Here is a 23068-nt window from a genome sequence, read left to right as displayed (position 1 = left end):
ACAACCAGACCGGCCAGATACGCTCACTCGGCACCACTGACGCCGCCGACTTCCAGATCGGCACCCAATTCGACAACCGCAACGGCACCGTGGAAGTCGCCAACAGCAACCTGATCCTCAACGCCGCAAGCTTCCTCAACACCAACGGCAACCTGCTGCACGCCGGTGCCGGCACCTTCGACATCTCCACCGCCAACCTCACCCAGGCCGGCGGCAACCTCGTCACCCGCGGCGGCCTGACCGTCACGGCAGACAACTGGACCAACAGCAGCGTGATCCAGGCGGGTCGCCTGACCGTCAACGTCGGCACCTTTAACCAGACCGCCAGCGGCCAGTTGCTGGCCTCGAGCGCGTTTGTGGGCACGGGCGGGACCTGGACGAATGAGGGGGTGATTGCCAGTGACGGGACGCTGAGTCTGAACCTGAGCGGGGGGTATGCGGGGAATGGGCGTACGAGCAGTCTGGGCACCCTGGGCCTCACCGCCAGCCAGTTGGCACTGACCAGTACGGCGAGCCTTATGGGCGGCGCACGGACCGAACTCAATATCAGCGGTCTGGCCAGCAGCTACGGGCGACTGACGTCGGCGGCTGATTTGATCATCAATGGCGGGAGTGTGACCAACTACGGCACCTTGGGCGCGACGCAAAACCTCACCTTCAATACTGCAAGCCTGCTTAATAGCCAGGGGCTGATCTTCAGCGGCGGGGACATGCAGGCCAATGTGGGGAGTTTGACGAACCTGAAGGGCGACTTTTATGCGCTGAATAACTTGACCATTAAAGGGTATGGCGTTGAGCGGGCCAATCAGGTCTCGAATATATCGGGCTCGATGGAGAGTGGCGGTAACTTTGCGATCAGCGCTACGGCTTTTGAAAACCGCACTGAAGGTTCGGATAGCACGCAGGTTTCTACTGCGGGTCGGACTTTGGTGAAGGGGATTATAGGAATTAAATGTTACGACTGTTATACGGGGAATGTAGTTGATTACGTTGTTAGGGAGTACTTTGAAGGGGGGCAGGATACTGATGTTACAGCTTCTTCTGTTTTGGTGTCCGGAAAAGGTTTTACCTTTGTTGGGGGCGATTTTTTAAATAGTAAAAGTACAATAAGCGCGGTGGGTGATGTTGTCATTAACGCTGATAATGTAAGGAATGTCGGGTCGGTTGGCGGTTCTGTAATGCGTACACGTATTTACGCTATGGAAGATAGATGGCGATTCTCAGATGCAAGGTATTATAATCAACGCAATAACCCTGACTTTCCTAATATTTACTATATGAATGAAATTGGTGAGTTTAGGTTGGGGGTGGTTGTTGCTTATTATGTTGGTATGTTTAATAGGCCGTATGAGTTTGATGTAGAAGATGCGGTGACATCTCAGTATGTAGGTAGTATGCCTGTGCCCTTCTATACTGGGACGCCTAATGGCGACTTGGCCGTGTCGTTGTATGACCGAAATAACCTTGTCGAGGTGCCTGAATCAATCACGCGCTTAGAACTGCTCAGTGATGTAGAGGAAATTTTGGATGGCGGTAGCAGCGGCCGAAGCGCTGTCATCCAGTCAGGCGGTAATGTCTCTATCACCGCCACACAAAATTTGCAAAATAGTGTCATTCGCCAGGATTACGTAGCCGGTGGCGGCACCAGTAAAGTTCAAGGCACCAGCCCCTCCGGTACAGGCACAGCGATCATTCGCGTCAACGCCCAACTGCCCCCCGATCTGTCCCAGCAACAAGTCAACCCACTCACCCTGCCAGGCTTCAGTCTGCCCACTGGTCAGAACGGTTTGTTCCGCCTGAGCGTCCAGACCGGCAGTAACGTCGCTGCGGCTCAAACCAGCACTGCGCCCCAAAACTGGACACTCGGCAGTGCTAGCGTGTCGGTCGCCCAACGCGAGCAGACCGTTTCCGATACCCAGGCCAGAACCCTTCAGTTCGGGACAGCCGGGCAGGTTTCGACTGCGACTCGCCAACTGGCCGATGTGGTCCGTCAGAACTCGGGGTTGAGCGCCAACGCTTCCGCCTTCGATTCCAGTGCTCCGGTCGATTCAGCGACCCGTCTGCAGCTTATCGGCCATAGCGCCGGGAACACAGGCCTGACGCAGGTTGCCGACGTGACCCAGGTTCAGGGCCAGAACGGCAGCGCTCCCTTGCCCGGTCAGGACGTGGTGACAGCCGTTCCCCTTATCACCTCTGTGGTTTCCACTAACAGCACGGCCCAGAACGGCCCCCCTACGCCAACGGTTGTGCTAGGCGTTCAATCCAATGGCACTTCGAGCAACGCCACCCCCCAAGTCGCCCGTGTTCAGGCCTTGCCCGGTAACACCGCGCCGCCGAATCCACATAAATACCTCATCGAAACCAATCCGGTCCTGACTGAGTTGCGCCAGTTCATGAGTTCGGACTACCTGCTGGCCAATCTGGGTTACGACCCGGAAGCCAGTGCGAGACGTCTCGGTGATGGCCTGTACGAGCAACGCCTCGTCCAGCAAGCCGTTGTGGCCCGTACCGGTCAGGCGTTCCTGGCGGGGCAGACCTCCAACGAAGACCAGTTCAAATATCTGATGAACAACGCCATCGCCAGCAAGGAGCAACTGAACCTGGCTGTGGGCGTGTCATTGAGTTCAAAACAAGTGGCCGCCCTGACTCACGACATCGTGTGGCTCGAAGAGCATGAGGTGAATGGCGAAAAAGTCCTGGTGCCCGTGCTGTACCTGGCCCAGGCCAACAACCGCCTTGGCCCGACCGGTGCTTTGATTGCAGGCAACGATGTCACGTTGATTGCGGGTGAGGAACTCGATAACGTCGGGACATTGCACGCCACCAATAATTTGTCGGCAATGACGGGCACTAATTTGGTCAATGCCGGCCTGATCGAAGCGGGCAATCGTCTTGACCTGCTGGCGGGTAACGACCTGATCAACAAGGCTGGCGGCATCCTGTATGGCCGCGATGTGACGCTGAGCGCTACCCGTGGCGATGTTGTCAACGAGCGTACCGTCATTCGCGATCAGCGCAGTGCGGGGGGAGTTCAAGACTTTGTTGAGGGTGTCGCCCGTATCGAGTCCGCAAACGATCTTGTTGTGAAGGCCGGTCGCGATGTAATAAATATCGGCAGCACCCTGCAGGCCGGTCGCGACCTCAGCCTGATTGCCGGTCGTGACATGAATATCGGCGCAGCACAAACTGAAAAAGCACGAACGCTCAGCTCGAACAACACCCGGTCCAGCATCACTCAGCTGGTCTCCAGCGTCAGTGTCGGTCGTGACCTCATGGCCCTGTCGGGGCGCGATATCAATGTTGTAGCCAGCGACATCGACGCCAAGCGCGACATAGCCATGGCCGCGACCGAGAACATGACCATCAGCTCGGCGGCAGACGAAACTCACTCCCTGTCCAGAAGCAAGAAACTCACCGTCCAGACCGACCACGTCAAACAGGTCTCCGCCGACCTGAATGCCGGTGGCAGCATTGCCCTGAACGCAGGCCAGGACCTGGCCGTCATCTCCAGCCGCATCACCGCAGGCGAAAACGCCAACCTCTCGGCAGGCGAAAACCTCAGCATCCTGGCCGCACAGGACAGTGACTACTACCTCTACGACAAGAAGAGCAAAGGTAGCTGGGGGAAAAAGAAAACCAAGCGGGATGAAGTAACCGACATCCGCAATGTCGGCAGCGAAATCACATCAGGCGGCGACCTGGCCCTGGAGAGCGGTGGCGATCAGTTGTATCAGGTTGCCAAGCTTACCAGCGGCAATGACCTGAGCATTGACAGTGGTGGTGGCATCACCTTTGAGGGGGTGAAGGACCTGCATCAGGAGAGCCATACCAAGAGCAGTAGCAGCCTGGCTTGGACCTCCATGAAAGGTAAAGGGCGCACTGATGAAACCCTTCGCCAGACAGAAATGGTGGCCAAAGGTGAGCTTGCGATTCGTGCTGTTGAAGGTCTGAAGATCGATATCAAACAGGTTGACCAGCAAACCGTCAGCCAGACCATCGATGCCATGGTCCAGGCTGACCCGCAACTGGCCTGGCTTAAAGAAGCCGAGAAACGCGGTGATGTGGATTGGCGGCAAGTGAAGGAGTTGCATGACTCCTTCAAGTACAGCAATTCCAGTCTGGGTCAGGGCGCAATGTTGGCGATCATGATCATTGTGACCGTGTTGACTGCTGGTGCAGCAAGTACGCTGGCAGCATCTGCCGGGAGTTTTGTTGGGGCTGGATCCACAATGGCAGCCGCAACGGCAACAACTTCCGCAGGTCTTGGCAATGTGATCGCTACGGCAGCCCTTACTTCAATGGCCAGTACAGCTGCCGTCAGCACCATCAATAACAAAGGCAATCTGGGGGCGGCGTTAAAGGACACATTCAGTAGTGATGGTTTGAAGAGCGCTGTTGTTGCTGGGCTGACAGCTGGATTCACCGCTGGAGTCATTGACCCTAACTTGGGGGGCACTGCCAAACCATTCGATAGCCTTACCAAAGGATTTGACCTGTCGACACTTAACGGCATCGGTGGTTTTGCGGTTAATGCCGGTGCGCAAGGGCTGGCTTCGGGGGCAATCAATACAGCTATTAATGGCGGAAGCTTAGGCGATAACCTGGCCAAGGCTCTTGTTTCTCAGGCTGGAAACGTAGCCGCAGCGGTTGGTTTCTATCAGGTGGGAAGCATAGCTAACGGACATTACGCTAAAGCACTTTCCGAAAGTGATGCACAAGGAATGGCGCTCTGGGCTGAAGGCGGCATGGGGCGCACCGCATTGCATGCCTTGATGGGAGGCGCAATTTCTTCAGCGACCGGTGGTGATTTTGCGACCGGAGCTGTTGCAGCCGGTGCCAGTCAGGCAATGGCTGGTGTATTGAATGATGCATTCAAAGATCTCCCTGAGTTTCGTGAAGCGGCATCAAAAATCGTTGGTCTGACCGCAGCGGGTCTGGCTGGAGGCGATGTCGAACAAGCCGCTTGGGTCTCCGGGATGGCGGACCAATACAACAGGCAGTTGCATAGTAAAGAAAGCGCCGCGCTGACTGCTCTACGCGAGAAGAATCCGGAGAATACAGAGCGTTTGAACGCTGCTGCTTGTGCTGTAGTTCATTGCAGTGCGTCAGTGCCGACCGACGATCCAAACTACCAGGCACTTAAACAGCTCGAAGTGGCCGGAGCTGGTTATAAAAATGAAATTGATCAGCTTTTTGCCACTGGTATGTTTGATAAATATTCCGACTGGGATGCAGTTAACGATTTTGCGCTGAGGAATGAAGAGGGAGTTGAGCGTTTAGGTAATGTGGTTGCAACTGCTGGCGGCGCTGTGGGAGCTGTCGGTGGATACGTGGGGGCCGCGCTCTCTGCCCCGCTTTGTATTTCTGTGCTTGGCTGTGCGGTTCCGGCTATTTCGCTAGGCGGTGGCACTTACTCAGCTATGGAGGGGTTGGAAGCGGCTGGTCAGATTTTTGCACCTTATAGCGGAGCGCAGGGCTCCAACGTCATCAATTCTTTTGACATCAAAGCCTACCCAGGTGAGGTGAACCCTGTTCTTGACTACGGGATTGCTGCTGCTAAAGTGGCTGCTGAGCTCGCTTTAGCCAAGGTGGGAAGTAAGCTAGGGGGAGTGGTAGACAGGCTGCTTGCTACTGAGGCGAAAGAGGCATGGGTTGAAATAGGTAGCCTCACACTACATTCAGCTGATGATATTCGGTTTTCGCAAAATAGTGTTTCATTTAATAAAGTCGACCGAGGAACTGGTGAAAATTACACATACGAAGACTTAGTGAAAGGCATGCGGGCTAGTGGTTGGAATGGGGATCCAGTTGACGTTATTAAAATGCCTGATGGTAAGCTGACTAGCATGGATAATACTAGAATTGCTGCAGCCAGAGAGGCACAGATTGATGTTAAGGCTCGCGTTCGTGATTTCGATGAGCCATTGACCCCAGCTATTCAAGAGGCTAGAGGCTGGCAGCGTTTTAGTACTTGGGGAGAGGCTATTACTGGTCGTATAAGTAAGCAGTCAGGAGGATTTTCTAACTCTAATCCTTACGGTTCTATAGAGCCACCACGTATTTTGGGGAGCGGTAAATAATGAAAAATTTTTTGTATGATTTGCCAATTTTACCTGATGGGTTTGAGTTTCCTGAGGAATATTTAAATTTTATTTTGGCTGGTGATGCTTTAGATGTTGAGCCTTGGGGGTTTTTGTCGAACGATATGGGGAGGTCTCTTTTTTATTATAGTTCGATGCTCTTGAAATTTCCGGGGCGAGGTTTGGTTCCATTTGCAATTATTCAGGATGAATCAGGGCTGTATAACGATGGTTGGGTTGTTCTAGCTTGTTTTGAAAGAAATAAGGTTGGTGGTTTTAGTGTGCTTATTTATGATTACTCTAGGCCGAGTTTAAGTCCGTGGGACAATATCTCTTATTCTGGATTTTCTGATTGGCTTATTGCTGCTATAGAGGAATCGTCCCGCTACAAGGCTGAGCGCTTTGAAAGTTAAGTTTTTTCTTGGCATATAAAAAGTATAGGGACGTGCTCCGTTAACCACACGGCATTCTCAGCTTGAAAAAATTTAAGTCCCTGTTGGTACATCCGCAGGGCTTCAATTTTCAGTACCACCGGTACCCCATAACGCTTCCCCACAGACGTCGCCGTTGCTATCTCTTGCGACAGGTGCACATGGTGGCGTGATCCTGCAATCAGTCCTTGTTGCATAATCGATTCTAGAAAACGTGTAGCGGTTCCATGATAGAGAAACTCCGGCGGTTTCTTTTCTATGTGTTGAAGACTCACGCTGGCTGTTGAATGACCTTGTACTGCACGAATACGTTGTCCATCATCCGAGATGCTGAAACGTTTCTTATCACTGCTGTTGACAACTGTTTCAATAAGGGAAAAATTCAAGGTCTTGCCGTCGTTAGCTGCGCCGGCGATTAATGTCTCGATATCTGCCCAGCCTTCGCTGTCGAGCTGTAAGCCAATAGCTTGTGGTTCATGCCTGAGAATGTAGCTAAGAAATTTACTGGTCTCGTTGAGTCGTTTGATATCCATACTTTGTGATCCTGATTTTTGCATTTTGGCTTATGTTAATCTTGAACTCATGGTAGATTGCGCCACTTTCATCTGGATGGCAATAAGTGACCGCTCTGTCAGCCCTCAATAGGCTGAAAATATGGTCAGCAAGGAGGCCTTAGGTATGATGTGATTGCTGCAGGTATAGCCGAATCTGGGCGATATGATAAAAGTCAGGATAACATACGCCAATTGACCTTGATCTGTGAGGATGAATGTGAACTACTTTGAAATTCCCTCGCTTTCAAATATTTACCTAGAAGCGAGAGAGAGGGTGGGTTAGCTTTTGAGTTGGAAGCTGTTCTTACTGAAAATCATCCGAAATATAAGAGGCCACAAGAAGGGGAGATGTATTGTTACATAAAAGTCTCGCTGCATTTTCTAAATGTGGACTCCCTCGAATGGGTTGAGCGGAGGTTTATGGTATATGCAGATGCTTCGGGTGAGTTTGATTATGGGAACATAGAAAGTTTTGTTGGATGTGATGATGGCTATGAATTGATAGGGGATTGGGGGAAGAGTAGTGGTCAAAGGGCAGGCTGTAGAAGTAATTGTCGAAGATTAGTTGTTGAGAAAAAAAGCGACAGTCAGTTTCCGTTAAGTCTGAGTAAGCCAAAATTTTAGTATGGCTCGTGTAGGAAGGTAGAGGTCTCCTTACGAACTGGCGCAGATGAAAAATTTTGATAGAGTGATGCTGGGCGGTGGAGGACAGCCTTTTTCCGGTTGTTAAAAATATTTAGGCTCTATATTGAAGGTAATAGTGTTGTCGAAGGCTCTTTGTGTAATGGTGGCGTAAAATTTTTTGAAGGGATATTATCTAATGTGTCCATGATTTCCTAATCGGGTTTTCTTATATTCATAAAATGGCGATTTTATATTTCCTCTTTTTAAGGCTCTCCCCCATGCATACCCTAAAACTCTTACTTCCCTTGTGCCTGGCAACCCTCCTGTCAGCCTGCAACACCACCTCCTACGACAAAGCCACCATCTACTATGACCGAGCACAATTCCCTTCCCAAATCGTCAAAGACGTCCCAGACCTGAACACTCCGATCACCCAGCACGGACGTTGTTCGGTCATCGTCTCCACGCCCGGCTCCACCACTGGCCCATATTACTTCTGCACCTACGCCCTGACCGCTACCGGGCTTTACGTTCAGGGCTGGGATGCCAAGCAGTTGAAGTACACGGAAATTGCCCGTGTCGATCTGGCTGCACTCAGGACGGTGTCGCTGTATTCGTTTCTCAAGAACAAGCAGGTGCAGTTGACTGAGGAGCGACGCCAGCTTGCCTTGAGCGCCATGATTGATGAGGGTGGTTATATTGATGGCGATGCCACGGTGCGTCTGTTCGAGACGATCAAAAGCAAGGGTGTGAAAGTGGTCGAGAATGGCGGCGCAGTAAAGCCGCCAGCGCCTGTCGGGCCTGTGTATGTGCCGCTCATCATTCCTCAGGTGAAACGGTAACGTCCCTTTCGCGAATGAATTCGCTCCTACCGGGGTTGGAGCAAATTTATTCGCGAAAGCTTAATCCAGGCAACAGATTTTCAGCGTCTGAGCAGATTGTCGCGGCCAAGGCCCCTCCCACGGATTGGACTTCTGCTCACTTACTGCATACATCCTATTTCCCTACCTTCTTCGACGAATACCCACCCGACGGATCAAAACACTGGCTGTTATAAAGCGGGCTCTTGCACTGCGATACCGCAGTCGGTGGCGGTGGTCTGTCTCGCTGGTATTGCTTGTAACTTTCCGTCTCGTAGACAGTAACCTTCGCCCGCCCGCTGACTTTCAGAAATTCGGTGGCTTTGAGGTTGACCTTGTGGGCATGGTCCACGGGTTCGCCCTGGCGCAGCATCTTGGGCGGGCCTTGTCTTTGTACTGAGGTGCTGGCGTCGCTTTCAGCGCACGGGATGGATGCGAAGCTCACATGGCCTTCAGGTGAGGTGCATTTGAAGATTTCGCTGTGGGCGGTGCCGTTGAAGCTCAGCGCTGCGGCTGCCAGCGCCAGTGAAGGCCATTTCATGAAGTCTCTCCGTTGAAGGCGCAAGGCTAGCATTTGCCCAGGGTTGAGGCTACCGCTGGTCTGTTGTGTCGCACTCTTGTGGTTTGAGGTTTTCTGACGTGCAGGTATCAGACTCAAACCGATCTGACTGGAGGTACGCAATGACAGGCGATAAATCGAAGGCTGGAAACTCAGACGACCCGGATTTCAACACGGAATCTCCCGATGCCGAGGATCCGCAAATGGACCCTGTGAAGCCTGCGAAGACGCCGGCCAAAGAGAAAGGAACCAAGGATGATTACCCGCCTTACAATCCGGAAAAGTAAGGTCAATCACGCCCTTTTAGGCAGTGAAGCAGGTCGATGGGAGGCGGCTGTTCCATGGCATCGCCAGCAAGCTGCCTCCCACAAAAAGCGGGCTACTTATTTGCTTCCAGATACTCCAGCAGGTCTTCCATGCGCTGATCGTTACCCATCCACCAGAGTTTCATGCGGGTGCCGGGAACCATTTCGCTGGGGTCCTTGATGAAGGCGCTGAGCTTTTCGCGGGTCCAGATGATGCCGGAAGCCTGCATCTCGGGGGTGTACTTGTAGTCTGGGTATTGTGCGGCCTGGCGATCGATGATGCCGTTGAGAGGCGGGCCGAATGCGCTGCGGGCCGAGGGGCCGATCTTGTGGCAGCCGGAGCAGAGTCGGGTAAAGACCGCCTTGCCTGCTTCTGCATCGCCAGCAGCCTGGGCGGTTGTCTGGACCAGCAAGGCCAGTATCAATAGCGCGGTTTTTGTCATGTGAATCCCATGAGCATTTTTCAAATGCCGAAAACCACGAAGCCCCTGAGATTCTGTGAATTCAGGGGCTTCGCGTTTTTCTAATTTGGCGGTGAAGGAGAGATTCGAACTCTCGATACAATTTCTTGTATACACACTTTCCAGGCGTGCTCCTTAAGCCACTCGGACACTTCACCGTATCTCTTCAGACTGTTGTGTCTGTCGAGGCGCGCTAATGTAGTCGAAACGTTTTCTGAACGCAAACTTTTTTTCAGAATTTTCATGCGGTTAAGCAAAAAGTGCAGCTTTCAGGTTCATCCCCGGCTTCCTTGCCTGGCGAGGGGACGATGAGGTGGATGTGTTACGGGCCGGGTCAGGCGCTGAAGCCGCCGTCGATGGTCAGGCTGGCACCGGTGATATAGCCCGTCTCCGGGCCAGCAAGGTAGGCGACGAAACTGGCGATTTCTTCACTTTTGCCATAACGCGGGATGGCCATGAAACCCATGAGGCTTTCAGCGAATTCGCCATGGGCCGGGTTCATGTCGGTATCCACCGGGCCTGGCTGTACGTTATTGACGGTAATGCCCTGCGGGCCGAGATCACGGGCCAGGCCTTTGGTCAGGCCCACCAGTGCAGACTTGCTCATGGCATAAGGCGCACCGCCAGCGAAAGGCATGCGGTCGGCATTGGTGCTGCCGATATTGATGATGCGGCCACCTTCACTCATATGGCGGGCCGCCTCCTGAGTGGCAATGAACACGCCGCGCACGTTGATGGCCAGGATTCTGTCGAAGTCTTCCAGGCTGAACTCATCCAGCGGGCCGACGGCCAGCACACCTGCATTGTTGACCAGAATATCCAGGCCTCCAAAGGTTTCGGCAGTGGTCTCTACGGCGTGGCGAATGGCGGTGGCATCGGCGCTGTCGGCACGAATGGCCAGTGCCTTGCCGCCGTTGGCGCCGATGCTGTCCTGCAAGTCGAGTGCATTGATCTCGGAATTGACGTAAGTGAAGGCAACGGCCGCGCCTTCCTTGGCCAGGCGTCTGACGATAGCGGCACCGATACCGCGTGAGCCGCCCTGAACGAGTGCGACTTTACCGGCGAGGCTTGCATGCTGAGTCATGATGTTCTCCTGATCCTGTGCAACGTGGAAGATAGGGTGGAGGTTTCAGCGTAGTAGAGGCCTGCACAGTCGTCATGCATACTGCTGAGCTGCTCTGACCAGAAGGACTTCACTTTATGGATATCAATACCAACAGCGCTTTGGTGCTGATCGACATGCAGCAGGGCATCAATCATCCGAAACTGGGGCGTCGCAATAACCCGCAGGCTGAAGCGCAGATAGCGAAGTTATTGCAGGCGTGGCGACAGAGCGGGCGGCCAGTCATTCATGTCAGGCATTTTTCCCGCTCACCCGAGTCAGTGTTCTGGCCAGAGCAGTCCGGTGTGGATTACCAGCCAGCGTTTGTACCGCAAGCCGGGGAGCGCGAGTTAAGCAAGCAGGTACCTGATGCGTTTTGCGGGACGCTGCTGGAAACCTGGTTGCGCGAGGCCTCGATTTCACAAGTGATCATTGTGGGAGTCGTGACCAACAACTCGGTGGAGTCCACGGCCCGAACCGGCGGTAACCTGGGGTTTGAGGTGATCGTGGTGCATGACGCCTGCTTCACCTTTGACGGGAAGGACTTTTTCGGAGCGCCGCGCAGTGCCGAAGAGGTGCATGCCATGTCGCTTGGCAATCTGCACGAGGAGTATGCAACCGTGCTTGCCGCGGCAGAGGTCCTGCAAGGCCTGTAAGCCTAGCGATTCTGCAAGAAAACCACATACCCCCTGAACCACTCGTTGTCTTGCAGATACCCCGGCGCTTGCCATTCGCCGCCCTGAATCAGGCCGATCTTGAACGGCAGGCCGAGGCGGTTCAGGCGTGGCAGGTAGGCGGCGTAGTCGGGGATGCTGTGGCGGCCCTGATAGGTTTGCACTACCACTTCGTCGATCACGCCTTTGAGGTCGCCGATGAAGCGGGCGTCGGCGTTGCTGCTCCAGTCCATCAGGCCGGTGATGCTCAGGCGGTATTCGGGTGGCAGACGGCGGCGCAGGTCGCGCAGAAAGTCGACGTATTCATTCAGGTAGCGGGTGCGGGCATCGAAATCGATCTGGATGCCGACCAGGGTATTGCCTGCCTGTCTCCAGCGTTCGACCTGGCCAAGCAACTGGCGATAGACCGGCTCTGGCCAGCGCAGGGTATGGGCGCGATATACCACCCAGAGCTGTTCCTGAGGCAGTCGGGTTACGGCCATTCCCTGTGCGATGAAGTTGACCCGCTGTTGCGGGTCGCGGCGTGAGGTGCTGATCTGGCCTTGCAGCACGTACAGCGTCTTTGCTTTTGCCAGTACTGGCTGCGAGGTCACGCCGCCCCATAGCCAGAAGGCGTCGTAATCCGAGGCATCCACCGCTGCCCAGGCATGCAGCGGGCCAAGCAGCCAGAGCAGCGTCAGAAAACGCCATAAACGCATCGCGATTTACCAGTAGTACTGCAGCGATTTGCTCCAGCGGGTATCGGCGAATTCGCCTTTCAATTGCTTGAACCAGGCCTTGCGTACAGCGGGTTCTACATCCTTGCCGTTACAACTGTTATAGCCCGAGGGCGCATAGCAGTTGATGGCACGAAACAGCGCGTAGGCTTTGTCGTCGCGTGGTGCCTTGGGGTTGGCGATGACCTGCTTGTAGCCTTCGAGTCGGGAGAAGGCCTCACCGGCAAACCCCGGCGCGGTACCGCCCAGGCTGTCGGCGTGACGCTTCTGGTCCAGCGGCATGCTGTCCAGCTGGTTGCGCAGCATGAACTCGCCCAGGCAGTTCAGGCCTTGCGGGCTCTTGTTGTCAGCCTGCAAGACGGCGGCTGTCTGGGCGATGCCCGGGCAGGTGTAGCCGGACTGGGCCTTGTCGCCTTGCCAGTGGAAGAGGGCAAGTTCGGGTCCCTTTTCATACACATAACCCAGGCTGTAACCCAGTTTTTCGTCGGGAAGCGTGGCAGGCAATCGCTTGAAGTCCTCGGCAAAGTCGGCGTAGCGATTGCGCAACAGGTCCTTGTAAAGCAGGACGAACAGCGCGGTATTGCGCTCGGTGGCGTCCGGGCCCTGGGTGGTCTGTTGGCGCAGTAGATCGGCATCGGCTACATGTCTGAGCAGGGTGTAACGTACCTGTTGCGACTGGATCGAAGAGTCCGCTGCGAAGACTCGGGATAATTGCTCGTCTCGCTCGTAACTCATGGCCAGAGCCAGTTCCAGTTGTTCGCGTTGCAGCGGCTGTTTGGCCAGCGGCAGCAGGTGCTCCCACAAGGCCTGTGCGGCTTTCCAGTCCTGGCGGGCTTGCAGTGCCAGGCCGCGCAGCATCTGCTGGCTAAAGCTCAGGTAGTCGAGCGTGGCCGGTGGTTCGCTCGGCAGCAGTGTCAGGGCTTTTGCCGGGTTATCTTCGACATAGAAGGCAAATGCAGCCTGCAAGTACTCATACAGGGCAGGCTGTTCGGCAAAGATCGGTTTCTGCGCTTGCAGGTCTGCTTCGGTCAGTTTCGGGGTCGACTTTTCCCGCATCCACATCAGGTCATTGATGGCCATCAGCAAAGGCGTTTGCACCGCCTGCCGGTTGACCGTCAACAGCTTGGTATCCACCTCGCTCACCAGTTCATCCAGAGAGACGTTGCGCTGCGCATCGCTGGTTTGGGTCAATTGCAGGGCGAAATCCCTGGCGAGTTTGTCGGAGTCATTGGCCAGCCAGTGAACGCGCCTCAGCAAGCCTTGAGCCGAAGCGGCGTATTCGCCTTGAGGATAGGCTTGCAAATACCGCTCGAAGCCGCTTTCGGCCCGTTGCAGCGCAGCCTTGTCCAGTTGCTCGGCAGAGCGTTCGCCATATTCATTGAAAGCGTTTTGCTGGGCATCGTTCAACGCTGTGCGTGCGCTCATGTACAGCGCGGTCTGCTTGAGCCAGGGCTGCGGGCTTTCGGCAAGGGCCGCAAAGCCTGTCGATGCCTCGGCAAAACGGCCGCTGTAAAAATCGCTGGCGGCTCGCAGATACGTGGCGAATGCCTTGCCGGTCGAGGACGGTAGATCTGCGGGGATCTTGCTGACCTGCTGGCTGGCGTCCCAGCCGCACACTGTCAGCAATTGCAGGCGGGCATTGGCCAGCGATCGGCGTTCGCTGTCGTTCAACGCCGGGCTGGCGACCAACTGCTCGATAAAGGCCGTAGCGCTGGTTTGCGCATTGCTGCGGCAGCGGCTGCCTTCTCCTTGCAGGAACGCATCACCAGCGGTTTCGGTAACTTCGTGCTTGATACCCAGTTTTTCCAGCAATGGAATCAAGGCTGCGCTGACAGGCTGCTCCGGGGAGTCAGCCTCGTCCCGGACCGTGATCGTTCCCAGACGATAAAGAGGGAAGGGCACCGGGCCATAACCCTGCGCCAGATCGTCGCTGTTCAGTGCATGGGGTTGCAGCGCCAACGCACCCTGATCGGCCAGTAGCAAGCGCAGATTGACCTGACTGTCGTTACCGGGGCTGAGGAAAGCCAGATTGCTGCAGATATCCAGACGCTCCTTGAGGATTGTCCAGTTCGGGTAGCAGGAATCATCGCCGCTGGCTTGAGCCTGAGTGCAAAAAACAGAGCCGACAGCAAGGGCCAGAGCAGTCAACAGCCGGGTGCGCATGGGGGTGTCCTTGATCCATGGATTTGAACTGTGGCAATCATACCCGCGGCTTTATTGCCGGAATCGAAGCTGAAAGCAAAAACTTCAAAAATCAGGTGAGGTAGATCCATTCGGCGAACGTGTTAGTGAGAATCAGATTCGTTTCAAGACGAACGCCACCACGACTCGGGAGCTCCGTTTTACCCATGACAAAGCATCAAGCCGGTTTTTGTGTGCCCACTTCAAATGCTGATCTGTCCCTGAAACAGGCCGCTTTCCCGTTCCGTCAGCGTCCGGTTTCGATGTTCGGGGTGTGCTCGGCGGCTGTCGTGCTCTGTGCATTGAGCGGTGTGCCTTCTGTCTTTGCAGCTGAAGAGTTGCAGCTCAATGCGGTCAATATCGACGCCATTTCAGAGCCCTCGGAAACCGAGAATGTCGAACACAGCGCCACCAGCTATCAGGCCCGCCGGGCTTCGGTGGCCACTCGCAGCGACGCGAGCCTGGTTGAAACGCCGCAGTCAGTGAACGTGGTGACCAATCGGGTGATTGAAGACCGTGCGCCAACCAGCCTGGACGAAGCGATCAATGCGGTGAGTGGCGTCAAGCAGGGCAACACGCTTGGCGGCACTCAGGATGCGATTCAGAAGCGCGGCTTTGGCACCAACCGTGACAACTCGATCATGCGCGACGGCATGCAATCGGTGCAGGCACGTAACTTCACCCCGACCACCGAGCGCATCGAAGTGCTCAAAGGCCCGGCCTCGATGCTGTATGGCGTGCAGGACCCTGGCGGCATCATCAACGTCGTGACCAAAAAGCCGCAACTGACCGCAGCCCATTCCATCTCCGTTTTCGGCACCAGCTTTGGCGGTGGTGGTCAGCAGATCGACCTGACCGGCCCGCTGGGTGACAACGGCCTGGCGTATCGCCTGATCGTTGACGATCAGAACTACGATTACTGGCGCAATTTTGGCAGCATCGACCAGACGGTGGTCGCGCCGTCGCTGGCCTGGTATGGCGATGACACCACGGTTTCGATTGCTTACGAGCACATGGAATACTCGGTGCCATTCGATCGCGGTACGCAGATCAACCCGCAGACCGGCAAGGTGCTGGACATCCCGCGCACGCGCCGTCTGGATGAGCCATTCAACGTCACCACGGGTCGCTCCGACGCGCTGGACCTGCGCATGGAGCATCGCTTCAACGACACCTGGACCCTGCGCACCGGGTATGGCTACAGCCGCAACTTTTACAACGACTACCAGTCGCGCTACATGTCGGCCAACTACACCACGGGTGTCGTGACCCGTCGTGGCGATGCAACCCGTGATGCCGTCCAGTTTGCCCACACTGCCACCGTCAATACCTTGGGCAAGCTGTATTGGGGCGACACTTTGCATGAAGTGTTGATCGGTGCCGACTACATGAAAAACGAGCGCGATCTGGGTGACCTGATCCGCAATACTCAGCGCGCTGATTTCAACTACAACGCGCCGGTTTATGGCAATGCGCCGCTGCCCAGTACCGTCAGTGCCGCCAACAGCGATCAGAGCGATCATTTACAGACTCATGCTTTCTTCGTTCAGGACTCGATTCATCTGAGCGATAAATGGATTCTGCAAGGTGGCCTGCGCTACGACGCTTTCAAGGAAATCACCGGCAAGGGGCGCCCTTTTATCGTCGGTGCCGATGTCAAGGACAGCAAGGTCGTGCCAAGGCTCGGTCTGGTCTACATGATCGAACCGGACTGGTCGCTGTACACCAGTTATACCGAGTCCTTCCGGCCCAATACCTCAATTGCCACCCCTATTGGTGAGTTGCCGCCGGAGGAAGGCAAGGCGTACGAGTTCGGTACCAAGTTCCAGAACGACTTCATAACGGCCACCGTTGCACTGTTCAACATCGACAAGAAAAACGTGCAGACCAGCGAAGCCTGCGGTACCGAAACCTGTACACGGGTTTCCGGCAAAGTCCGTTCCCGTGGGCTTGAGGCGGATATCACCGGCCAGATCAACGAGAACTGGAGTGTGACCGGCAGCTATGCCTACACCGACACCGAAGTGCTTGAAGACCCGATCCTCAAGGGCCAGCCCATCGATGGCGTTTCCAAACACACCGCTGCGCTGTACCTGACCCGTGATTTCGGCCAGGTGGGGATTGGTGATCTGCGTGCCGGTGCCGGTGCGCGTTATGCCAGCCGCTGGGGCGTGAACAATGGCACCGGTACCGAGTATTACCTGCCGTCCTCGAAAGTGGCCGACGCCTTCGTCAGTTACAAAATGAAGCTTGATGACCGTGACCTGACCCTGCAACTGAACCTGAAAAACATGTTCGACGAACACTATTACGTGTCCAGCAGCGGTCTTGGTTCACCGGCCATCGTCATTGGCGAACCGCGTCAACTGATTGCCAAGGCCAAGCTGGATTTCTGACCTGAAAACGCACGCTTTCTGCGGGCAATGAATGAGCCTGCAGAAGGCGTCATGAAAGGACTTGCCATGTTATTTACCCATCAACATTGCTCTTTATACCGAGGCCTGTCTTTGACGCTCGGCCTGCTGGCCGCGATGAGCGCTCATGCCGCTGTCGATCCGGCATTGCCCGACTACCAGCCTCAGGCTGCACAGCCCGACGCCAATGCACGTTTCGTTGCCGCGGACGGCGCTCTGCGCATCGCGGGTGCCGAACATGTGGAGTTCATCGTCAAGCGCTTCAACGCTGCGCTGGTCGAGTCGCATTCGCAGTGGCGATTCAGGATCGAGTCCAAGGGCACCACCAGTGCCGTGCCGCTGCTGACCCACGACGTCACGTTGTTTGGTGCCATGGGCCGAGCGATCAACCCGCTGGAAACCAGCGCCTATCGCAAGATCGTCGGTGCAGCGCCGCTTGAGATTCGCGTCGCGTACACCAGCGATGACACCTCTCGTCATCTGGCAACTTCGCTGGCGGCTTATGTCCATCGCAGCAACCCGCTGAATGCTCTGAGCACTGAGCAGATCAATCGCATGCTCAGCATCGGCAACCCCAAGGGCGACTTTTCGCGCTGGGGACAACTGGGGCTAAAAGGTGTCTGGGCAGACCGCGCTATTCATCCCTATGGCACGCCCGAGTTCACTGGTTTTGGTACCTATATGCAGAAAGATCACCTTGACGGTTTGCCGTTGACGCCCGGCTACGAAGCCTATGGCAAGACTGAATTGATTCTGGAGCGCCTTGCCGCTGATCCAGCCGGTATCGGCATTGCGGCCATCGGCCTGGAAAATGATCAGATCAAGCAGTTGGGCATCATCAACCCCAAGACCGGTGCCATTACTACGGGTACAGCGGCTGAAGTGACTGACGGCAGCTATCCGTATGGTCGCTATCTGTATTTCTATGTACGCCGTGAGCCCGGCAAGGCCATTGATCCTGTAGCGCGTGAGTACCTGAGGTTTGTACTGTCGCGCCAAGGCCAGACCCTGATTGCCAGTCAACCCAAGGGCTATTTACCGCTGGCCGCCAAGGATGCTCGCGCAGAGCTGGCCAAGCTGGATGAGGTCGCGCCGCTATGACTTTTGCATTCAAATCCACGCTTGCCGTTGCAGGGCTGCTCCTGACCCTCACTGCTCATGCTCAAACCCTGACGCCACCCACCGATGCGCCTTATCTGACTCGTGAGGGGGCGATTGCCATTATCGGCAACGACGGCATGCAGGACCTGATCGAAAATCTCAATGCGCTGTTTGTCAGCAAGCATCCGGGGTTCCGCTTTGCCGTGACGGCCAAGGGATCGTCCGTGGGCATGCCTGCGCTGACCGCCGATGCCACGGCCATTGCGCCGATGTCCCGCGAAGTCTGGTTGGGCGATTTGAACGGTTTCAAACAGGTCAAGGGCTACGCGCCGCTGGACATCCGCATCGGCTATTCCGGTTTCGGCCCACGTGCCCCGCACAAGACGCCACCGGCCATCTACGTCAACACCAGGAATCCGTTGCCGGGCCTGAACCTCACACAAGTGGCGCAGATCATCACGGCCGGGCAGCCAGAGGGCGATCTCAATACCTGGGGGCAACTGGGGCTCACGGATAAACAGTGGGCACCTCGGCGCATCCATGTCTACGGCCTGCGGGATGACGGCGGTTTTGCTACCAATTTGCGGATCGACAAGCTCGGTGGTTTGCCGTTCAGTGCCAAATACGAGGCGCTTGCCAGCCGCGAAGATGTCATTGCGGCCGTTGCCAATGATCCTTACGGGATTGGCCTGAGTGGTTGGGTCGATGCCAGCAAGACATCCACAAACGTGCGGATACTGCCTTTGGCCCGCAAGCCGGGAGAAGTGTTCAAGACTCCGGCCTATGACGACGTGGCGACAGGCAGCTATCCGCTATCGGCTTATCTGCATCTGTATGTCGATCAGCGTCCAGGCCAGAAACTGCCGCCTTTCATCAAGGAGTACCTGCGCCTGGCTCTTTCGGACGAAGGCCAGCAACGGGTGCGTGAGCAGCGGGAAAGTGAAGAAGGTTATGTGCCGTTGAGTGCCGCGGATCTTCAGCGCGAACGCAAGAAGCTGGAAAGTCTGTAGGCGTTAATCGGGCGTCATATTGCCTTTCGCGAATGAATTCGTTCCTACGCGCTGTAGGAGCGAATTCATTCGCGAATTTACACCATCCGCTTCAGCGTATTGTCCTTGCGCACGAAGTGATGCCAGATCGCAGCTGTCGCATGCAGTCCGATCACGTAATAAAAGATCGAGGCCAGCAACTTGTGCAGGTCCTCGAACTGCTCGGCTACACGGCCCGAAGTAGGGAATGGCCAGGGGATCTGCACATCTGTCAGCGGGATCGGCAACGCGCCTTTTTCAACCACGACCGTCAGCAGGCCGAGCACAGGCTGGGCGAACAGGAATGCATACAGGGCGTAGTGCGACACGGTTGCCGCGAGGCGCAGCACGCCTTCAAGCGGCGGGATAATACCCGGTGGTCGATGGCGACGGCGTTCTGCAACGCGAAAGAATGCCAGGGCCAATATCGCGATGCCAACCCAGAAATGGCTCTGGACGACGAATACTCGGTATTCCGATCCCTTACCGAACTGGGTACGGCTGAGAATCAAGGCATAAGCCAGCACGATCAGGACGGCCATGGCCCAATGCAGCCATTTGGCCCGGTAGGTATAGCTTTCAGAAGACGGTGAATCCACTGCCGGTATCCTTGTCATGTTGTCTCAAGGCTGATCTTGAATAGCTTAGGCGGTTTCAGAAAGCCTGCTTCAGACACTGTTTCGGCTAGTTGTGCATTAAGTAAACCTCATGCCTTGAAAGCATGGGAGAGGTCCATGTTCGATTGCGTCTTTGGCAGATAGTTGAATCTGCGGCTGCCTGTTCGACAAACGACGGAACCTGTGCATTCGTCCGGCTTCATATGACTTGAATGTCGTGAAGGAGCGAGCCTTGACCAGTGCCAGTCCCAGTCCCCCCTTGGGCAACATAACGCCGGTATCAGCGAACATTTCATTGAATGTGCTGACCATGAACATGCATATGGGTTTCGGCATCTTCAACCGCCGTTTCATTCTGCCGGAGCTGCGTGAGGCGGTGCGCACTGTGTCCGCCGATATCGTGTTCCTGCAGGAAGTCCATGGCGAACACAACAGTCATGCCCGGCGCATCAAGGACTGGCCGACGATTTCGCAGTACGAGTTTCTTGCCGACAGCATGTGGAAGGACTTTGCCTACGGGCGCAACGCGGTGTACCCGGAAGGGCATCACGGTAATGCGTTGCTGTCCAAATACCCCATCGTTCAGCACGAAAACCTAGATATCTCCATTCACGGTACTGAAGAGCGCGGGTTGCTGCACTGCATTCTTGAAGTCCCGCATTACGGGCAGGTTCATGCGGTCTGTGTGCATCTGGGGCTGTTCGAGAGCCATCGGCGGCAACAGCTCAAGCTTTTGGCCGAGTTGATGGAGCGCCTGCCGGCCGGTGTGCCGGTGATCGTTGCCGGCGATTTCAACGATTGGCGCTTGCGTGCCGATGCGTTGCTTGAAGGCACAGGGCTGCATGAAGTCTTTGTCGAGCGTTTTGGAGCGCCGGCCAAGAGCTTTCCAGCCCGCTGGCCGCTGTTGAGGCTGGATCGGATTTATGTACGCAACGCGACGAGCCACAGGCCCAAAGTGCTGTCCAACCGGCCGTGGTCCCATCTTTCCGATCATGCACCCTTGGCGGTGGAGGTGACCTTATGAACAACGATGCCAGGGAGCAGCGAGGGCAGTGGCGCGACGGTAATTGTGTCGAGTTGCTGATCAACGGGGAGGATTTCTTTTCCCGTGTTTTCGAGTGTATCCGTGCGGCTCGCAAGGAAGTGCTGGTCGAGACGTTCATCATTTTCGAGGACCGTATCGGCAAGGGCTTGCAGCAGGCCTTGATCGAAGCCGCGGGCAATGGTGCGCGGGTGGTGGTCACGGTGGACGACTACGGCACTTCGGATTTGAGTTCCGAATTCGTCAAAACCATGATCGATGCCGGCATCCAGATCCAGTTGTTCGACCCGCGTCCGCGCTTCATGGGCATGCGTACCAATCTGTTCCGGCGCCTGCACCGCAAGGTGGTGGTGATCGACGGTGAACTGGGGTTCATCGGTGGCATCAACTACAGCGTCGACCACATGACCGACACAGGGCTTACGGCCAAACAGGACTACGCCGTATTGGTGCGTGGCCCGATTCTCGCCGATATCCATCGCAGCGCGCTGCACATGCTCAACCCGGTGGTCCGTGCCACCTTGAAACCCATTTCCCTGAAGCTGAAATACGCTGGCAGTGCGCGGATGCTGCTGGCCGAACGTGACAACAGCAATCACACCACCGATATCGAGGAGCAATACCTCAAGGCCATTCGGAGTGCGACCCAGCGAATCACCATTGCCAATGCCTACTTTTTCCCCAGCTATCGCTTTCTGCGAGAGCTGCGCAATGCATCGCGGCGCGGGGTAAAGGTCACGCTGATTCTGCAAGGGCAACCGGACATGCCGTTCGTGCGCGTCTGTTCACGGCTGACTTACACCTATCTGCTGCGCGATGGCGTCGTGATCCATGAATACAAACAGCGGGCGCTGCATGGCAAGGTCGCGCTGATCGACCGCGAATGGTCCACCATCGGCTCCAGTAATCTGGACCCCTTGAGCCTGGCGCTGAATCTGGAAGCCAATCTGTTCATTCGTGACCCGGCCCTCAATCAACATCTGCATGAGCATCTGCGCGATCTGGCTGCCGAGCACAGCACCCAGATCAACCTCAAGGGTGCGGCACGTGGCCAGTGGTGGCGTGCGCCAATGATTTTTCTGTGTTTTCACTTTCTGCGGCACTTTCCGGCCATCGCCGGGTTGTTCCCCGTCCATGGCGTGCGCCTCAAGCCCTTGAGGGCTGGGGATGTAATGCCAGAGGCGCGGGTCATCGAGCAGCAGGTCAGCCAGGATTTGCCGGACAGGGAGCAATCGTCATGACACAGGTCGCCCATGCATCATCGAGCAGCAGTCACGGAACCCGATGGAAGTGGGCCAAGCGTGGCTTGAATCTGTTTTTCTTCATTGCGGTGCCGGTGTTGTTGTTCATGCTGGTCAAGAACCTCGACTGGCAGGAAGTCAGCCATGCCTTGCAATCCTACAAGGCCAGCACCCTGAGTATTGCGGTACTGGTGGCGCTGGCCAGTTACCTGACGTATTGCGGGTTCGACATTCTGGCGCGTTATTACACGGGCCATAAACTGTCGATCCAGCAGGTCGTCCCGGTGACCTTCGTCTGCTATGCCTTCAACCTCAACCTGAGTTCCTGGGTCGGCGGAATTGCCCTGCGCTATCGCCTTTACTCGCGTCTTGGGCTGGATGTGCCGACCATTACCCGGATTCTGAGCTTCAGCCTGATTACCAACTGGCTGGGTTATATGCTGCTGGCGGGGTTCGTGTTCTCGATGGGGTTTCCGAAACTGCCCAAGGCCTGGGAGGTTGGCACGGTTTCCTTGCAGTTGATCGGTGTGGGCTTGCTGGTGCTGTGCTTTGCCTATCTGCTGGCGTGCCGCTTTTCCAGGCGGCGTTCCTGGAACCTGCGTGGCCAGGAAATCGTCCTGCCTTCACTCCGGCAGGCCTTGATGCAAGCCTGTCTCGGAGCATTGAACTGGTCGTTGATGGCGATGGTGATTTACACCTTGCTACCGGACAATGCGTTCTATCCGGCGATTCTGGGTGTGCTGCTGATCAGCAGCATTGCTGGCGTCATCACGCACATTCCGGCAGGGCTCGGGGTGCTGGAAACCGTGTTCATCACTTTACTGGCCCAGGAATTCTCCAAGGGCAGCCTGCTGGCCGGTCTGATCGGCTACCGGGCCATTTACTTCCTGTTGCCCTTGCTGATTGCGTTGCTGGTCTATGGGGTGCTGGAGAAAAAGGCCAAGAAGCTCAGCGCAAAGAATCAAGCGCGGATGTGAAGGCACACATGTCATGGCGTGGGAGGGGGGGGGGGGGGGGGGGGCGCCCCCCCCGCTCTTCAATCCCGCCCCGCCCCCCCCCCCCCCCCGTGTTTTTTTGG

General features: G+C 55.9%; 18 protein-coding genes and 1 tRNA gene. 11 read left to right on the top strand and 8 right to left on the bottom strand.

The annotated features are described in order from the left end of the window. Positions 1–89: 89 nt before the first annotated feature. Together Q6A51_RS26775 and Q6A51_RS26770 are read left to right on the top strand one after the other, a co-directional pair. Positions 90–6080 carry a DUF637 domain-containing protein gene (locus tag Q6A51_RS26775; protein WP_304576124.1) on the top strand — a complete coding sequence of 1997 codons (5991 nt, stop codon included), beginning with the start codon at positions 90–92 and terminating at the stop codon, positions 6078–6080. Beyond that, positions 6080–6493, top strand: coding sequence for a hypothetical protein (locus tag Q6A51_RS26770; protein WP_304576123.1), 414 nt, complete (start codon positions 6080–6082; stop codon positions 6491–6493). The genes Q6A51_RS26775 and Q6A51_RS26770 overlap by 1 nt, the downstream gene beginning before the upstream one ends. Here the strand turns inward: Q6A51_RS26770 and Q6A51_RS26765 are convergent. Then, on the bottom strand, positions 6490–7044 hold the full coding sequence (locus Q6A51_RS26765; protein WP_304576122.1) for an RNA 2'-phosphotransferase: 555 nt from the start codon (positions 7042–7044) through the stop codon (positions 6490–6492). The two genes, Q6A51_RS26770 and Q6A51_RS26765, sit on opposite strands and share 4 nt — an antisense overlap. A 923-nt stretch (positions 7045–7967) precedes the next feature. Between Q6A51_RS26765 and Q6A51_RS26760 the strand changes: the two genes are divergently transcribed. Then, entirely contained in the window at positions 7968–8531 is a 564-nt protein-coding gene (locus Q6A51_RS26760; RefSeq protein ID WP_304576121.1) for a hypothetical protein, read from the top strand. 154 nt (positions 8532–8685) lie between these two features. Here the strand turns inward: Q6A51_RS26760 and Q6A51_RS26755 are convergent, their stop codons facing one another. Beyond that, positions 8686–9090, bottom strand: a complete 405-nt coding sequence (locus tag Q6A51_RS26755) for a DUF4124 domain-containing protein (protein WP_304576120.1) — start codon at positions 9088–9090, stop codon at positions 8686–8688. 140 nt (positions 9091–9230) lie between these two features. Here Q6A51_RS26755 and Q6A51_RS26750 point away from each other — a divergent pair, with 140 nt between their 5' ends. Further along, positions 9231–9395, top strand: a complete 165-nt coding sequence (locus tag Q6A51_RS26750; RefSeq protein ID WP_304576119.1) for a DUF6021 family protein — start codon at positions 9231–9233, stop codon at positions 9393–9395. Between the two features lie 92 nt (positions 9396–9487). On the opposite strand, the gene Q6A51_RS26745 is transcribed toward Q6A51_RS26750, so the two are convergent. The 3 genes from Q6A51_RS26745 to Q6A51_RS26735 form a co-directional block, all read right to left on the bottom strand. Continuing rightward, positions 9488–9856, bottom strand: coding sequence for a c-type cytochrome (locus tag Q6A51_RS26745; RefSeq protein WP_025259393.1), 369 nt, complete (start codon positions 9854–9856; stop codon positions 9488–9490). Positions 9857–9942: 86 nt separating this feature from the next. After that, positions 9943–10032: transfer RNA gene (locus tag Q6A51_RS26740), tRNA-Ser, on the bottom strand. 176 nt (positions 10033–10208) lie between these two features. Continuing rightward, complete coding sequence (locus Q6A51_RS26735) at positions 10209–10958, bottom strand: 3-oxoacyl-ACP reductase family protein (RefSeq protein ID WP_025259394.1); 750 nt, start codon at positions 10956–10958, stop codon at positions 10209–10211. A 116-nt stretch (positions 10959–11074) separates the two neighbouring features. On the opposite strand from Q6A51_RS26735, the gene Q6A51_RS26730 reads away from it, so the two are divergent. After that, positions 11075–11632, top strand: a complete 558-nt coding sequence (locus Q6A51_RS26730; RefSeq protein WP_304576118.1) for a cysteine hydrolase family protein — start codon at positions 11075–11077, stop codon at positions 11630–11632. Positions 11633–11634: 2 nt separating this feature from the next. On the opposite strand, the gene Q6A51_RS26725 is transcribed toward Q6A51_RS26730, so the two are convergent. Together Q6A51_RS26725 and Q6A51_RS26720 are read right to left on the bottom strand one after the other, a co-directional pair. Further along, positions 11635–12348, bottom strand: a complete 714-nt coding sequence (locus tag Q6A51_RS26725; protein WP_025259395.1) for a DUF3142 domain-containing protein — start codon at positions 12346–12348, stop codon at positions 11635–11637. A 6-nt stretch (positions 12349–12354) separates the two neighbouring features. After that, positions 12355–14529, bottom strand: coding sequence for an outer membrane assembly lipoprotein YfiO (locus tag Q6A51_RS26720; protein WP_304576117.1), 2175 nt, complete (start codon positions 14527–14529; stop codon positions 12355–12357). 281 nt (positions 14530–14810) lie between these two features. Between Q6A51_RS26720 and Q6A51_RS26715 the strand changes: the two genes are divergently transcribed. The 3 genes from Q6A51_RS26715 to Q6A51_RS26705 all read left to right on the top strand — a co-directional run bounded on the left by Q6A51_RS26715 (position 14811) and on the right by Q6A51_RS26705 (position 19072). Then, positions 14811–16943: a TonB-dependent siderophore receptor gene (locus Q6A51_RS26715; protein WP_304576125.1), complete on the top strand. Its 2133-nt coding sequence runs from the start codon at positions 14811–14813 to the stop codon at positions 16941–16943. A gap of 135 nt (positions 16944–17078) precedes the next feature. After that, positions 17079–18062 (top strand): PstS family phosphate ABC transporter substrate-binding protein, encoded by a 984-nt coding sequence (locus tag Q6A51_RS26710; RefSeq protein ID WP_405046191.1) that lies wholly within the window; start codon positions 17079–17081, stop codon positions 18060–18062. Continuing rightward, the gene (locus Q6A51_RS26705; protein WP_304576115.1) at positions 18059–19072 is read left to right on the top strand and encodes a PstS family phosphate ABC transporter substrate-binding protein; all 1014 of its coding nucleotides are present in this window, start codon (positions 18059–18061) and stop codon (positions 19070–19072) included. The genes Q6A51_RS26710 and Q6A51_RS26705 overlap by 4 nt, the downstream gene beginning before the upstream one ends. Positions 19073–19149: 77 nt before the next feature. On the opposite strand, the gene Q6A51_RS26700 is transcribed toward Q6A51_RS26705, so the two are convergent. Next, positions 19150–19689 carry a cytochrome b gene (locus tag Q6A51_RS26700; RefSeq protein WP_304576114.1) on the bottom strand — a complete coding sequence of 180 codons (540 nt, stop codon included), beginning with the start codon at positions 19687–19689 and terminating at the stop codon, positions 19150–19152. A 328-nt stretch (positions 19690–20017) separates the two neighbouring features. Between Q6A51_RS26700 and Q6A51_RS26695 the strand changes: the two genes are divergently transcribed. From Q6A51_RS26695 to Q6A51_RS26685, 3 genes are read left to right on the top strand one after another with little or no spacing between them, the layout of a single operon-like run. Continuing rightward, complete coding sequence (locus Q6A51_RS26695) at positions 20018–20731, top strand: endonuclease/exonuclease/phosphatase family protein (RefSeq protein WP_081741922.1); 714 nt, start codon at positions 20018–20020, stop codon at positions 20729–20731. After that, a complete protein-coding gene (gene clsB / locus Q6A51_RS26690) occupies positions 20728–21990 on the top strand; it encodes a cardiolipin synthase ClsB (protein WP_304576113.1) in 1263 nt (420 codons plus the stop codon). The genes Q6A51_RS26695 and clsB overlap by 4 nt, the downstream gene beginning before the upstream one ends. Next, positions 21987–22967, top strand: a complete 981-nt coding sequence (locus tag Q6A51_RS26685; protein ID WP_201020494.1) for a lysylphosphatidylglycerol synthase domain-containing protein — start codon at positions 21987–21989, stop codon at positions 22965–22967. The genes clsB and Q6A51_RS26685 overlap by 4 nt, the downstream gene beginning before the upstream one ends. Positions 22968–23068: the final 101 nt, after the last annotated feature.

The sequence above is a fragment of the Pseudomonas serbiensis genome (genome assembly GCF_030580745.1).
GTDB classification, from domain to species: domain Bacteria; phylum Pseudomonadota; class Gammaproteobacteria; order Pseudomonadales; family Pseudomonadaceae; genus Aquipseudomonas; species Aquipseudomonas serbiensis.
This window is presented reverse-complemented; position numbering and strand designations above follow the sequence as displayed.

Bases quoted from the DNA above. Each gene is read 5' to 3' on its own strand.
- Q6A51_RS26770 (WP_304576123.1), top strand. From the start codon at position 6,080: ATGAAAAATTTTTTGTATGATTTGCCAATTTTACCTGATGGGTTTGAG.
- Q6A51_RS26765 (WP_304576122.1), bottom strand. From the start codon at position 7,044: ATGGATATCAAACGACTCAACGAGACCAGTAAATTTCTTAGCTACATT.
- Q6A51_RS26760 (WP_304576121.1), top strand. From the start codon at position 7,968: ATGCATACCCTAAAACTCTTACTTCCCTTGTGCCTGGCAACCCTCCTG.
- Q6A51_RS26755 (WP_304576120.1), bottom strand. From the start codon at position 9,090: ATGAAATGGCCTTCACTGGCGCTGGCAGCCGCAGCGCTGAGCTTCAAC.
- Q6A51_RS26750 (WP_304576119.1), top strand. From the start codon at position 9,231: ATGACAGGCGATAAATCGAAGGCTGGAAACTCAGACGACCCGGATTTC.
- Q6A51_RS26745 (WP_025259393.1), bottom strand. From the start codon at position 9,856: ATGACAAAAACCGCGCTATTGATACTGGCCTTGCTGGTCCAGACAACC.
- Q6A51_RS26735 (WP_025259394.1), bottom strand. From the start codon at position 10,958: ATGACTCAGCATGCAAGCCTCGCCGGTAAAGTCGCACTCGTTCAGGGC.
- Q6A51_RS26730 (WP_304576118.1), top strand. From the start codon at position 11,075: ATGGATATCAATACCAACAGCGCTTTGGTGCTGATCGACATGCAGCAG.
- Q6A51_RS26725 (WP_025259395.1), bottom strand. From the start codon at position 12,348: ATGCGTTTATGGCGTTTTCTGACGCTGCTCTGGCTGCTTGGCCCGCTG.
- Q6A51_RS26720 (WP_304576117.1), bottom strand. From the start codon at position 14,529: ATGCGCACCCGGCTGTTGACTGCTCTGGCCCTTGCTGTCGGCTCTGTT.
- Q6A51_RS26715 (WP_304576125.1), top strand. From the start codon at position 14,811: ATGTTCGGGGTGTGCTCGGCGGCTGTCGTGCTCTGTGCATTGAGCGGT.
- Q6A51_RS26710 (WP_405046191.1), top strand. From the start codon at position 17,079: ATGAGCGCTCATGCCGCTGTCGATCCGGCATTGCCCGACTACCAGCCT.
- Q6A51_RS26705 (WP_304576115.1), top strand. From the start codon at position 18,059: ATGACTTTTGCATTCAAATCCACGCTTGCCGTTGCAGGGCTGCTCCTG.
- Q6A51_RS26695 (WP_081741922.1), top strand. From the start codon at position 20,018: ATGAACATGCATATGGGTTTCGGCATCTTCAACCGCCGTTTCATTCTG.
- clsB (WP_304576113.1), top strand. From the start codon at position 20,728: ATGAACAACGATGCCAGGGAGCAGCGAGGGCAGTGGCGCGACGGTAAT.
- Q6A51_RS26685 (WP_201020494.1), top strand. From the start codon at position 21,987: ATGACACAGGTCGCCCATGCATCATCGAGCAGCAGTCACGGAACCCGA.